The sequence below is a fragment of the Bacteroidota bacterium genome (assembly GCA_030017895.1).
GTDB lineage: Bacteria > Bacteroidota > Ignavibacteria > UBA10030 > BY39 > JASEGV01.
Window position 1 is genome coordinate 1 of sequence record JASEGV010000007.1, and the last position, 12,756, is coordinate 12,756.

The window sequence follows — 12,756 nt, forward strand, 5'->3', positions numbered from 1 at the left end:
GCATATTCATATTATTTTCTGTTGATTCATTCATTTTCTTAAATATACAAAAAAAAGTATTCAATAAGTCAATTTTTGGAACCGCCCTTATATGATTATCAGTATCGCACTTTTAGGATTCGGGGCAAGTGGAACATTTTTGCATTTCATCAGGGATAAAATTTTCAAGAATTTCGAGACAGCTATTTTTTGGGCTTGTTTAGCCTGCTCATCTTGGATGGTTTTGTCAATTTTCGTTTTACATTTCATTCATTTCGATCCATTTCTTCTTATTTGGGACTTAACTAAACTATGGACACTTGTAATTTTTTATTTGATGATTATGCTGCCTTTCTTTTTTGGGGCAATAGTCATCTGTTCTTCTTTTATAAAATATTCGGAACAGATTAACAAAATATATTTTTTCAATTTATTCGGTTCGGCTTTCGGAGGTATTGGTGTTTTGGTTTTAATGTTTTATTTTGAACCATTTCACATACCCGAAATTGTTGCCCTAGTAGCTTTTATAGCAACTGTATTAAGTTTTTCGATGCTGAAGATGGAGAAAAAATTTGTTACTCCGCTCGTGCTAAATTCAGGTATAATTTTTTTAGGATGGGTGCTTCCTTTTGAAATTCAAACATCGGAATACAAAAGTTTAGCGAAAACAAAGCATCTGATGGATGCTAAAATAGTAGATGAAAAGTTTAGTCCATTCGGACAGCTAACAACAATTAGCAGCACGGTTTTGCGTTTTGCGCCTGGATTGAGTCTGAATTACACGGGCGAAATTCCTGTGCAAACAGGATTGTTCAGCGATGGCGATTGGGTTGGTGGAATTATTCAATCTGATTCAAACAAGGATTTTTCGTTTCTAAAATATACGACATCTGCTTTGCCTTATCAGCTTGTTAAAAGTGGCGATGTATTAGTAATCGGAGTAGGAACAGGAACCGAAATCAGGACAGCTTTGCAAAACGGAAATTTTAATGTTGATGGTGTTGAACTCAATTCTCAGGTAACAGAAATATCAAAAGTAAATTTCCCAAAAGAAAAAGTGAACATAATTATCGGAGAAGGGAGAGGTTATCTTAATCAGACAAAAATGAGGTATAGTGTGATCGCGATTCCGATACTCGAAGGATTTTCTTCTTCAGCCGCGGGTATCCAATCCATTTTCGAAAATTATCTCCTCACAATTGAATCGTTTAAATTGATGTTGAGTAAGCTATCAGAAGAGGGGATTTTGGCAATTAGTGTTTGGACGAACTATCCGCCGCGGCATTCTATAAAAATGTTTGCAGCGTTAGTTGAAAGTTTAGAAGAGTCGGGTATAAAAAATCCCTCTTTGCACATTGCCGGTATTCGCAGTTGGTCAACCGCAACTTTAATCGTACGAAAAACTCCCTTTACATCAAACGATATAGATAATATTAAAATATTTTGTGAAAAGAATTCTTTCGACCCGATTTACTATCCTACAATTACCGATAAGGAAATTAACAGATATAATCAGGTCGAGGAAGATTTATATTACAAATCTGCTCTTAAAATATTATCTGCTGAGCAAAGAAAATTTTTTGATGAATATAATTTTTATATCGAACCTCCGAATGATGACAAGCCATACTTTTCGCATTTTATCAAATTCAAAAGTTTACCTTATCTTAGAGAAATACTTGGTAACGAATCGGTTGCTTTTATGGAACTCGGATTTTTCATTTTGCTTCTCACTTTGATACAAATTGTGCTAATTAGTTTTATCCTTATCATTATACCCCTTATCTTCTTATTGAAAGAAGAGAATACAAGGAATTCTAAGTTCGCAACACTAATCTATTTTGGCGGGCTGGGCAGTGGGTTTATGCTTATCGAAATTGTTTTTATACAAAAATTTATTCTTTTTCTATCCCATCCGATTTATTCGGTTTCGGTAGTAATAACTTCGCTGTTGTTGTTTTCCGGGATTGGAAGTTATTACTCAACAATTTTTTTAAAAAATGTTAGTAAAAAGTTGCAATTCATACTTATATTAATTATAATTACAGCGGCAGGGTATAGTATATTGATACCAGGAATATTTAACTATTTAGTTCATTTACCTGTAGTCATAAAATATTTAATATCGTTTTTAATAATAGCGCCAATTGCTTTTTTAATGGGGATGCCATTTCCAATTGGAATGAGTTTGTTAGCACGGCGTTGTTCTAATTTAGTTCCATGGGCTTGGGGAATAAATGGTTATTTATCGGTTGTAAGTGCAATCGCAGCCCCGTTGCTGGCGATGGAGTTTGGATTTCAAGTAGTAATTGTGATTGCATCAATTATGTATTTAGTTGCTTTGATTAGTAATCAAGAACGTAGAACGTTCTAAAGAACGTTTAGGTTTTTAAAAGAAAGGAAATACTTTAGTAAGAGGAAATATAGAATGAAATTTGTAAAACGAAAAACTAAACAAAATACAAGACACAAAAAAGTTCACCATCACACTCAAAAAGATGTAGAGATCAACTATCAGTTGTTAGAATATAAGAAGCTACAGAAAGAAGGTTTCGATGCTCAACCGACTTTATCTATACGTGAGTATCAGAAGAAGAAGGCAAAGCAAAATATTGCAAGGCATAATAATAAATTCAGGAGCAAGTATTAAACTATTTTGCAAGTGAGATTATAAAGGAGGTAATATGAAAACGGTGGGAAAACTTTATCATTACAATGCAGTAGTAACTGGTGTTTATGATGGCGACACCTGCACCGTCGATATCGATTTAGGGATGAATACCTGGCTACGTGGAGAAAAAATACGTTTGTATCGGATAAATTCTCCTGAAATTGTTGGAAAAACAAAGTCTGATGGAATTATATCACGCGACTATTTAATAAAGTTAGTGCTGGATAAAGCAATCATAATTCAAACCATCAAAGACCGTAAAGAAAAATATGGCAGGTATTTGGGGGAGATTTGGATAACAGGCAAAAATGGATTGCAAAAAAATATTAATGATGAGATGGTAAAAGCTAAAATGGCTGTATATATGAAGGGATAATAGTAAGTAAATTAACAGCTTCTTTGAAATTCTCGCCTCTGTTTTATATATTAAATCAAAAATTAAATCGTAGATGAAAATCAGCCTTTTCATTCCTTGCCTTGTTGACCAATTTGCACCACAAGTTGGAGTTGCCACAGTAAAAATTTTGAAAAAATTAGGTTGTTCAATTGAATATCCTTTCGAACAGACTTGCTGTGGACAACCTGCATTCAATACCGGCTATCGGAATGATGCAAAAATACTCGCAGAACGATTCATAAATATATTTGCTAATTCCGAATACATAGTTGCACCTTCCGGCTCGTGTGTAAGTATGGTAAAAATATACTACGACCAATTAGATTTGAACCAAGAAGCACGTAATAAATTAGAACATATAAAAATAAATATATTTGAGCTGTCTGAATTCATTGTAAATGTTTTAAAGGTTACAGATGTAGGTGCTTCATTTAAGGGACGAGTAACTTATCACGAATCGTGTCATTTGTTGAGGGAATTACATATCTCGAAAGAACCAAGGGAATTAATAAAAAATGTTCACGGTGTTGAATTTATCGAAATGAAAGAGAGCGTTCGCTGCTGTGGATTCGGTGGGACTTTTTCGTTTAAATTTCCTGAGTTATCGACAACAATCACTGAAGATAAAGTAATGAATATCATAAACAGCGGAGCTGAGTATGTAGTTGCAAACGATACAAGTTGTTTGATGAATATCGATGCTGTATTAAAGCGAAAAGGAAGTAAAATAAAAACGCTCCATATTGCAGAGTTGTTGGCTGCAGGATTGTGAATTAGCACTATCTAAACTATGGAAAATATTTCAACAAAATATTTCAGAGAAAATATACAACGAAGTCTTCTTGATGAGAAACTTCGTTGGAATGTTAAAAAAGCAACCGACTTAACATTATCGAAACGAAAATCTGTAATCGAAGATATCGAAACTTGGGAGTTATTACGCGAAAAGGCTTATCGAATACGTAAAAACGCAATCGATAATTTGGATTACTATCTAGAATTGTTTGAAAATAAGTGTCGGGGCAATGATGTGCAAGTAATTCGTGCAACCGATGGTGAAGACGCTTGCACAATAGTGAACACCATATTGAAGAGCGTTGATGCAAAGTTAGTAGTGAAATCAAAATCAATGGTTACTGAAGAGATTCATCTGAATGAACATCTTGAAGAAAGCGGAGTTGAAGTAGTTGAAACTGATTTAGGTGAGTATATCATACAACTTGCCGGTGAAACACCATCACACATCACAGCACCAGCCCTCCACAAGTCGAGGGAAGAAATTGGCAAGCTTTTTTCTGAAAAATTAGAACTTCCTTATTCAAGCGATCCGACAGTTTTAACCGGTTATGCACGAAATATTTTACGTGAAAAATTCTTGAATGCAGATGCGGGAATATCTGGGGCTAATTTTCTTATCGCTGAAACAGGAACTATAGTTCTCGTCGAAAACGAGGGGAATGCCCGTCTCTCCACAACTCTCCCGAAAATCCATATCATAATTACAGGAATCGAAAAAATAATTCCTTCGGTAGATGAAGCGCTTTTACTTTTAAAACTACTTCCCACAAGTGCAACGGGCCAAAAAATTACGAGCTACGTATCATTTATTAACAAACCAAAACAACCAGACGATATTGATGGTCCTAAAAAAATATTTGTGATTTTATTGGATAATGGTAGAAGAAATCTTCTTAAATATCCTGAAACAAGTTCAGCCTTGTATTGCATAAAATGTGGTGCCTGTATGAATATTTGCCCCGTTTATCAAACGGTAGGTGGTCATGCTTACAATTCAGTTTATCCCGGTCCCATCGGTTCAATTCTTACACCTACGATGTCATCTTTTTGTAACGGTAAAGATTTAGCTTACGGTTCATCACTTTGTGGGGCTTGCACTGAAATTTGTCCCGTCAAAATTAATATTCATCACACATTACTCTGGATACGAAGTCAAGCGGTCGAAAATAGTTATACACCGTTTATCGAAAAATTACTTTTCAGAGTATGGCGTAGTGTAATGCAAAATGTAATTTTGTATAATATATTATCAAAGATAATGCAATTTCTGCAACCGCTGATGTTACAAGATGGTTTAAAAATCCGCGAAGCTTCGGCATCCAAAAATATACCGGAACTGGCTGATAAATCATTTCACGAAATTTGGAAAAGTGAATTCTCAAAATAATCTTTAATGATGAATCGAACCGCATCAATAGCACAATTCAAGTCAGAACTCGAAAAAATTAATGGAAAATGTTTCGTTGCTTCGGATTTTGAAGATGCCGCAAAAATAATCTCCTCAATCATTATTAAAAATCTATACAAGTCGGTAGTTGTTAATAATAGTTTACCGATAAAAGAAAGTATGAGCTTGAACAGTTCGATGAATATAAAAACTGTCGAGGAGTTATCCTCCTATGGAGATATTAAAAAAGCACTTGCGGCAACTGATGTAGGTATTAGTTATGCGGAATATCTCGTAGCACAAACAGGTAGTGCGATTCTTGTGTCTAATAGAGATGAACCCCGTTTACTTTCGCTACTACCAGAAGCAAGTATTATTGTATCAAGAGCAACCAATCTCGTTTCTGATTACAGTGTAGCTATGCAATTGTTGAAGGATCGGAATCTATTTGTCGAATCGAATTGCATTACAATAATTTCCGGACCGAGCCGTACTGCGGATATCGAGAAAGTTTTGGTTACGGGTGTTCACGGTCCGAAAAAATTGTATGTTATTATCGTGAATCTTGAAAAAGACTAAAATATTTGATATACTTATGCAACATTTTTTTAAATAATTTAAGAATAGAAAATAGAAAGGACACAAAATTGAAAATTAGTGTGGTCGGAAGCGGATATGTCGGGTTGGTAGCTGGAACCTGCTTTGCTGAAAGTGGCAATGACGTAATTTGCGTTGATAACGATATCAACAAGATTAAAACAATGAAAAAAGGGAAAACACCCATTTACGAACCGGGTTTAGAGGAGTTTTTGAAAAAAAACATACATGAAAAGCGGTTAAAATTTTCTACCGATTTAGAATCAGCGGTTAAAAAAACTGATATCATATTCTTGGCATTGCCAACGCCACAATCGGAAGACGGGTCAGCCGATTTGAAGCACGTGTTAGCAGTAGCAAAAGAAATCGGCAAATACATGAACGACTATAAAGTAATTGTAAACAAAAGCACAGTGCCTGTAGGGACTGCATTCAAAGTCCGGGATATAATTCGGAAGGAAACCGAACATCCATTTGATGTTGTCTCAAATCCGGAATTTTTAAAAGAAGGGGCAGCGATAAATGATTTTTTTAAACCCGACCGTGTTGTAATCGGAACGCTCAGCGAAAAAGCCCGTAAAATTATGGGCGATTTGTACGCTCCATTTGTCCGAACGGGCAAACCGATTATTTTTATGGATGAGTTAAGTTCAGAATTGACTAAATATGCTGCTAATGCTCTGTTAGCTACAAAGGTTACATTCATGAACGAAATTGCAAATATATGCGAGCGTGTTGGCGCCGATGTGAAGAATGTTCGCCTCGGTGTGGGAAGCGACGAGAGGATTGGATATCAGTTCCTTTTTCCCGGAGTTGGCTACGGCGGTTCTTGTTTCCCGAAAGATATTGCTGCACTTGTGAAAACATCTTCCGACTACGGTTATCGTTTTCAAATCCTGAAATCGGTCGAAGGTGTAAATCGCGAGCAGAAAAAACTCATCGTGAAAAAGCTCTTGAAATATTTTAACAATAATATTAAAGGAAAAACAATCGCAGTTTGGGGGCTCTCATTTAAACCGAATACCGACGATATGCGTGAGGCGCCTTCGATTACAATAATTAACGAGTTATTAAAACGGGGTGTGAAAGTTCAAGCCCACGACCCCGTAGCTTTGCACGAAGCTAAACGTATTTTTGGAAACAAAATTAAATATTTTGAAAACAATTACGATGCTCTTAAAAATGCTGAAGCGTTGGTTATCGTTACAGAATGGAACGAATTCCGCAGGCCCGATTTTGATAAAATGAAAAAATTGATGAAACATAATGCGATTTTTGATGGAAGGAATATATACGATCCCGAAGCGATGGTAGAAACAGGTTTCGCATATTATTCAATTGGAAGAAGAGTCATAAATGGCAGATAAAATTGTTTCTGTAGTAACAGGCGGCGCAGGTTTTCTCGGTTCACATTTGTGCGATAAATTACTTTCAGAAGGTCATAAAGTTGTTTGCATTGATAATTTAATTACTGGCGATGTAGCAAATATTTCGCATCTATTCGGTAACGAAAACTTTAATTTCATCAAACACGATGTTACCGAATATATTTTTATTGAGGGAAAGGTCGATAACATACTCCACTTTGCATCTCCCGCAAGCCCAATCGATTATTTGAAACTTCCTATTCAAACTTTGAAAGTAGGTTCACTTGGAACTCATAAAGCCCTCGGACTCGCAAAAGCGAAGAAGGCAAAGTTTTTATTAGCATCCACATCCGAGGTTTATGGCGATCCTTTGATACATCCGCAGACTGAAGAATACTGGGGCAACGTGAATCCAATCGGATTTCGTGGAGTGTATGACGAAGCCAAGCGGTTTGCTGAAGCTTTAACTATGGCTTACCACCGTTATCATGGAGTTGATACTCGCATCGTTCGAATTTTTAATACTTATGGTCCACGCATGCGAATTGAAGATGGCAGGGCAATCCCAGCTTTTATGTCGCAGGCATTGAGAGGGGATGATGTTACCGTCTTTGGCGACGGCTCTCAAACCCGTAGCGTTTGTTATGTGGACGATTTAATTGATGGAATTTATCGCTTGCTTTGTTCTAACGAAATTAATCCGGTAAATATTGGCAATCCCGATGAAGTTACAATGCTTCAACTAGCGCAGGAAATTATCGGAATAACAGAGAGTAAAAGTAAATTAGTTTTTCGAGAGCTGCCTGAAGATGACCCGAAAGTAAGACAACCCGATATCACTAATGCAAAAGTTCTTCTAAACTGGGAACCTAAGGTAAACAGAAGTACGGGTCTGTTGAAAACTCTGGATTACTTCAGGGAAAAAATATTTCCCGGGCAGAAAGGATAACGATATCTTCATAATGAAGAAATTGTTCCTTATATTATTTTTATCTTTTGGTATAAACTCCGAAAATTGTTTGGGTTCTTCAATTTCGGCTATGAATGATTCAACCCCTTCCTCCACCATTAACATGTCTTCACAAAAAATGAATTATAATAGGGTGGCGTTAGTCAGTGGATGTGTATTAGGTGCCGGCACTGCAGTCTATCATTATCAGCTTAATGCCTGGTGGAAGCATTGGAGAAAACCTTTTCATTTTCAAGAAGATTTGGTTTATGGTAAGTCGGTTGACAAAATCGGGCATGCTTGGGATGGCGCCTTTAGTAATTTTATTTTAACGAAATCGTACCGCTGGGCGGGCTTGAGCGAGGAAACTTCACATTGGATAGGAGCAATCGGTGGAAGTTTGTTTTTATCGTTCGTTGAAGTTCAAGACGGTTATTCCCAATGGGGATTCGATAGGGTTGATGCGGCAGCGAATATCGCCGGCAGTTTTTATCCGTTGCTGCAATACTACGTTCCGGAATTGAAAAATCTGGGATTCAAGGCAAGTTATTTTCCACGTCAGTATGGGAAAGCCGGAAATATTCCCGGACAAACACACACCCCAATCGATGACTATGAAGGTCAAACTTTTTGGTTGAGTATAAAAGCAGGAAAAATATTCCCAAAAATATATCCGGAATTTCTTAATTTGTCAGTTGGTTACAGTGTCAGAAATCTAAACGATCAATCAAAGCAATACGGTGTGTTATTACTTGCACCCGATTTGGATTTTTCAGTTATAATTCCCCAACATAGCGAGTTTCTAAAAACAATTGGTGAAGGGTTAAACTATTTTAAATTTCCAACACCCGCAATTCAAATTTCCCCCAAAGTAATTTGGTTCGGTTTGTATTATTAAATCTTATGGATAACAAATCAAACATACTATTTCAATTTGCTTTACTTCTTTTTTTGTGGAGCATTTCATACTCACAAACGGAAAATGTTCCGGCAAACCATCCGATTTACAGTTTTTTGAAACGGATGGAATTAAAAAATATCATCAGTAATTATCACGATGCAGTACTCCCACTTTCGCGACAGGATGTTGCCCACTTCATTGTGCAGGTTCAAGAAAATAAAACCCAACTTACAAACACAGAAAATAATTTTTTAAATGATTACTTAATTGAATTTGAATTTGACATCAAGAAGTCATTGGATAATTCGTTCTCTTTGTTCGGTGGAAGTAATGATGTAGTTTCCGGAATGGTGCGCGGAACTTTCCACGATCAAGAGAAACATATTTATACTTATTCAGATAGTATTCTCTCAGTTTTCGTAAATGGGTTGATAAACATAGACTTCAGGCGTTCAACCGGTGATGGTTTGCACGCGAAAGCTTCTTTCGTTGAAGTCGGTCCAAGATTGCGAGGTACTATTTACGACAAATTAGGTTACTACTTCCAACTTACAAATGCACAGTTCTGGGGAAATCGCGAAGTACTGCAGCGCGATAAACGCATCAGTCAAAGTTATGCATTGTCAACACCTGAAGCAAAAAATTTTGATTTCGTTGAAGGGTATTTGAGATATGATGCGGGAATAATTTCTGCGCAAGTGGGACGAGAGCGGGTTTTATGGGGAAACAGTTATGGCGACAAGCTCTTTATTTCCGATTATCATCGTGTTTTCGATGCTGTGCGGATGGATGCTGAATACAAAAATTTCAAATACACCTTTTTACACGGTTGGCTTCTTGGCAAGCCAGGTAAGTATTTGCCGCTAAATAACGGCGATAGCGAACCGATCGTGGCTGATAAATACATCGCTGCTCACCGGTTTGAATTTGCTATCAATAATTATTTAGATTTAGGTATTCAGGAATTATCAATATACAGCAACCGGTCTGTCGATTTGGGCTACTTGAATCCACTCACATTTTTCGAATCGGTTCAGAGGTCGCGTCAGGAAAGAGACAACGGTTTTCTTGCTTTTGATATTCAGGTTCGACCCTTCCAAGGTTACGAAATTCAAAGCACGCTTTTTTTTGATGATATCGAAATTCCAAAATTAGGGAAGGACAGATGGGAAAATAAATACGCCTTACAATTTGGATTGATGGCTGTTGACCCGTTGAATATTCCTAACACAAATTTGATGATCGAATACACACGCGTTGATCCTTATATGTTCTCGCACAACCGTTCACGGGAGAATGAGTATTCGAGCAACAATGTATTATTGGGGACTCAAATCGGTCCGAATGCTGAAAGTTGGTTCTTCAAGTTAGACCATTTTTTCTCCAATCGCTTAACATTAACTACTCAATTCGAAATCCAATGGTCGGGCGAAAACTCGTACGATTCATCTGGCATTTTATTTACAAACGTCGGAGGCAATTTTTTGCAACCGTTTCGTGATGGTTTAGATAAACCACCTACAAAGTTTTTAGATGGAATATTAAATAAAAAATATATAGGACAATTTTATGTATCATACGAAATCATAAACGACGTTTGGTTCGATCTGAAATACGAGTGGAATTTAACTCATAAAAAAAATCCCATACCTGATATTGAGCGTCATAATTTTGGTGGAGCCATTAGAATTGATTTTTAGTAATTAATTGGATAAATTCTTTAAAAATTGAATCAAAAAAGGAGAAAGATATGATAGATATAGAAGTTAAAGCCCCCAATTTTAGTTTATTCGATACCGACCGTAAAGAAAGGTCGCTCGACGAATTTAAGGGTAAAAAAGTTGTGCTTGCTTTTTTTCCCGGTGCATTTACTGGTGCTTGTACAAAAGAAATGTGTGCTCTAAGAGATGCGATGGCAAATTTTAATGAAATGAATGCACAAGTAGTAGGTGTAAGTGTCGATTCACCTTTTGCGAATAAAGCCTTTGCAGATGCAAACAAACTAAGTTTCCCGCTGTTGAGCGATTATAAACGGGAAGTCTCGCAAACTTATTGCGGCTTGTACAATGATTTTGCCGGACTAAAAGATTATCGGGCAGCGAAGAGATCAGTATTTGTGCTTGATCAAAGCGGAGTTGTGAAGTACAAGTGGATAACTGAAGAACCTGGAAAAGAACCACCGTATGATGAAATAACAAATATTCTGAATACATTCTAACGGGATAAAAATATGTCAGCAAAAGCTGAAAAGGAATTGAGTGTTGGAGATTCCGCTCCCAACTTTACGCTTTTCTCTAACGAAGGAAAAAAAGTTTATCTGTCCGATTATTTAGGAAAGAAAGTAGTTTTATATTTCTATCCGAAAGATATGACCCCTGGTTGCACAACGGAGTCATGTTCGTTTCGTGATAATTATTCTAAAATAAAAAAACGAGGAGCAGTTATTTTAGGTATCAGTGCCGATTCAATACAGTCGCATCAAAAATTCATCGACAAATATGATTTACCGTTTCTACTGTTGAGCGATGAAAACAAGGAAGTCTCGAAAGCATACGGTGTTTGGAAACAGAAATCATTTTTAGGTAAGAAATATTTGGGTATCGAGCGATCAACTTTTATTATCGATGAAGAAGGAAAAATAAAAGCCATTCTCAGAAAAGTAAAAGTTTCAGGGCATACCGAAGAAGTATTACAAAACATATAAACAAAAAAATATGGTATATATAACAAGAAAAGAATATTTTTGTGCATCGCATCGTCTTTACAACGAATCGTTCACTGACGAGGAGAATTACGAAACTTTTGGAAAGTGCTCAAATCCTGCAGGACATGGTCATAATTACGAGTTATCCGTAACCGTAGCCGGTGAGCCTGACCCGAAAACGGGAATGATCATAGATTTGAAAAAACTTTCCGACTTAATCAAAGAAGAAATAATCGATAAAGTTGATCACAAAAATTTAAATGTAGATGTAGATTTTTTACAAGGAGTAATTCCGACTACAGAGAATCTTGCGAGAATATTTTGGAAGATATTAAATCCTAAAATCAAACTTGGAAAATTGTATTCCATCCAAATTTCAGAAACGACAAAAAACTTTACCGAATATCGGGGAGAATAGTATGGCAGAAAAGAAAATCGACTCTTCAGCTTTCCAGAATCATATCAAAGGAATATTAGAATTAGTAGGTGAAAATCCGAACCGAGAAGGTTTGCAGCGGACACCCGCTCGCGTCGCAAAAGCGTGGGAATATTTTACAAGCGGCTACGATAAAGACGCCAAACAAATTTTGGTGAGTGCAGTTTTTCGTGAAAAATATAACGAGATGGTTATAGTAAAGGATATAGATTTTTTCAGTATGTGCGAGCATCATCTTTTGCCTTTTTACGGGAAAGTACACATTGCGTACATTCCTGATGGAAAAATTTTAGGATTGAGTAAAATACCACGTATCGTAGAAGTTTATAGTCGTAGGCTTCAAGTTCAGGAACGGATGACTCAAGAAATCGCCGATACACTTTATGAAACACTTGAACCTGACGGAGTGGGCGTTGTAATCGAAGCCCGTCATTTGTGTATGATGATGCGCGGCGTTGAGAAACAGAATTCGCTTGCAACTACGAGTGCAATGTTGGGCTCGTTCCGCGAAGACGAAAAAACAAGGAATGAATTCCTGAAACTGATTTCAACTAAATTAGTGTAAAGCAA

The 12,756-nt window shown here is 36.6% G+C and carries 14 protein-coding genes; all 14 read left to right on the forward strand.

Going from position 1 to position 12,756, the window contains the following annotated elements; genetic code table 11:
• Positions 1–91 precede the first annotated feature (91 nt).
• Positions 92–2,353, forward strand: coding sequence for a hypothetical protein (locus tag QME58_02370; protein MDI6802676.1), 2,262 nt, complete (start codon positions 92–94; stop codon positions 2,351–2,353).
• 54 nt (positions 2,354–2,407) lie between these two features.
• The gene (locus QME58_02375) at positions 2,408–2,629 is read left to right on the forward strand and encodes a hypothetical protein (GenBank protein ID MDI6802677.1); all 222 of its coding nucleotides are present in this window, start codon (positions 2,408–2,410) and stop codon (positions 2,627–2,629) included.
• Between the two features lie 34 nt (positions 2,630–2,663).
• Complete coding sequence (locus QME58_02380; GenBank protein ID MDI6802678.1) at positions 2,664–3,026, forward strand: thermonuclease family protein; 363 nt, start codon at positions 2,664–2,666, stop codon at positions 3,024–3,026.
• Between the two features lie 73 nt (positions 3,027–3,099).
• A complete protein-coding gene (locus QME58_02385; protein ID MDI6802679.1) occupies positions 3,100–3,819 on the forward strand; it encodes a (Fe-S)-binding protein in 720 nt (239 codons plus the stop codon).
• Between the two features lie 18 nt (positions 3,820–3,837).
• On the forward strand, positions 3,838–5,232 hold the full coding sequence (locus tag QME58_02390) for a LutB/LldF family L-lactate oxidation iron-sulfur protein (GenBank protein ID MDI6802680.1): 1,395 nt from the start codon (positions 3,838–3,840) through the stop codon (positions 5,230–5,232).
• A gap of 6 nt (positions 5,233–5,238) precedes the next feature.
• Positions 5,239–5,811 (forward strand): LUD domain-containing protein, encoded by a 573-nt coding sequence (locus tag QME58_02395; protein MDI6802681.1) that lies wholly within the window; start codon positions 5,239–5,241, stop codon positions 5,809–5,811.
• A 68-nt stretch (positions 5,812–5,879) separates the two neighbouring features.
• Entirely contained in the window at positions 5,880–7,196 is a 1,317-nt protein-coding gene (locus QME58_02400; protein ID MDI6802682.1) for a UDP-glucose/GDP-mannose dehydrogenase family protein, read from the forward strand.
• Positions 7,186–8,145, forward strand: a complete 960-nt coding sequence (locus QME58_02405; protein ID MDI6802683.1) for an SDR family oxidoreductase — start codon at positions 7,186–7,188, stop codon at positions 8,143–8,145. The genes QME58_02400 and QME58_02405 overlap by 11 nt, the downstream gene beginning before the upstream one ends.
• Positions 8,146–8,284: 139 nt before the next feature.
• The gene (locus tag QME58_02410) at positions 8,285–9,043 is read left to right on the forward strand and encodes a hypothetical protein (protein MDI6802684.1); all 759 of its coding nucleotides are present in this window, start codon (positions 8,285–8,287) and stop codon (positions 9,041–9,043) included.
• 5 nt (positions 9,044–9,048) lie between these two features.
• On the forward strand, positions 9,049–10,746 hold the full coding sequence (locus tag QME58_02415) for a capsule assembly Wzi family protein (protein ID MDI6802685.1): 1,698 nt from the start codon (positions 9,049–9,051) through the stop codon (positions 10,744–10,746).
• 50 nt (positions 10,747–10,796) lie between these two features.
• Positions 10,797–11,264 carry a peroxiredoxin gene (locus QME58_02420; protein MDI6802686.1) on the forward strand — a complete coding sequence of 156 codons (468 nt, stop codon included), beginning with the start codon at positions 10,797–10,799 and terminating at the stop codon, positions 11,262–11,264.
• A 12-nt stretch (positions 11,265–11,276) separates the two neighbouring features.
• A complete protein-coding gene (bcp, locus tag QME58_02425; GenBank protein ID MDI6802687.1) occupies positions 11,277–11,750 on the forward strand; it encodes a thioredoxin-dependent thiol peroxidase in 474 nt (157 codons plus the stop codon).
• Positions 11,751–11,760: 10 nt separating this feature from the next.
• The gene (locus QME58_02430; protein ID MDI6802688.1) at positions 11,761–12,168 is read left to right on the forward strand and encodes a 6-carboxytetrahydropterin synthase; all 408 of its coding nucleotides are present in this window, start codon (positions 11,761–11,763) and stop codon (positions 12,166–12,168) included.
• A gap of 1 nt (position 12,169) precedes the next feature.
• The gene (gene folE / locus QME58_02435) at positions 12,170–12,751 is read left to right on the forward strand and encodes a GTP cyclohydrolase I FolE (GenBank protein ID MDI6802689.1); all 582 of its coding nucleotides are present in this window, start codon (positions 12,170–12,172) and stop codon (positions 12,749–12,751) included.
• The last annotated feature ends 5 nt before the right edge of the window (positions 12,752–12,756 follow it).

Excerpts from the sequence above, each read along its gene's own strand:
- QME58_02370 (MDI6802676.1), top strand. The coding sequence starts at position 92 with ATGATTATCAGTATCGCACTTTTAGGATTCGGGGCAAGTGGAACATTT.
- QME58_02375 (MDI6802677.1), top strand. The coding sequence starts at position 2,408 with ATGAAATTTGTAAAACGAAAAACTAAACAAAATACAAGACACAAAAAA.
- QME58_02380 (MDI6802678.1), top strand. The coding sequence starts at position 2,664 with ATGAAAACGGTGGGAAAACTTTATCATTACAATGCAGTAGTAACTGGT.
- QME58_02385 (MDI6802679.1), top strand. The coding sequence starts at position 3,100 with ATGAAAATCAGCCTTTTCATTCCTTGCCTTGTTGACCAATTTGCACCA.
- QME58_02390 (MDI6802680.1), top strand. The coding sequence starts at position 3,838 with ATGGAAAATATTTCAACAAAATATTTCAGAGAAAATATACAACGAAGT.
- QME58_02395 (MDI6802681.1), top strand. The coding sequence starts at position 5,239 with ATGATGAATCGAACCGCATCAATAGCACAATTCAAGTCAGAACTCGAA.
- QME58_02405 (MDI6802683.1), top strand. The coding sequence starts at position 7,186 with ATGGCAGATAAAATTGTTTCTGTAGTAACAGGCGGCGCAGGTTTTCTC.
- QME58_02410 (MDI6802684.1), top strand. The coding sequence starts at position 8,285 with ATGAATTATAATAGGGTGGCGTTAGTCAGTGGATGTGTATTAGGTGCC.
- QME58_02415 (MDI6802685.1), top strand. The coding sequence starts at position 9,049 with ATGGATAACAAATCAAACATACTATTTCAATTTGCTTTACTTCTTTTT.
- QME58_02420 (MDI6802686.1), top strand. The coding sequence starts at position 10,797 with ATGATAGATATAGAAGTTAAAGCCCCCAATTTTAGTTTATTCGATACC.
- bcp (MDI6802687.1), top strand. The coding sequence starts at position 11,277 with ATGTCAGCAAAAGCTGAAAAGGAATTGAGTGTTGGAGATTCCGCTCCC.
- QME58_02430 (MDI6802688.1), top strand. The coding sequence starts at position 11,761 with ATGGTATATATAACAAGAAAAGAATATTTTTGTGCATCGCATCGTCTT.
- folE (MDI6802689.1), top strand. The coding sequence starts at position 12,170 with ATGGCAGAAAAGAAAATCGACTCTTCAGCTTTCCAGAATCATATCAAA.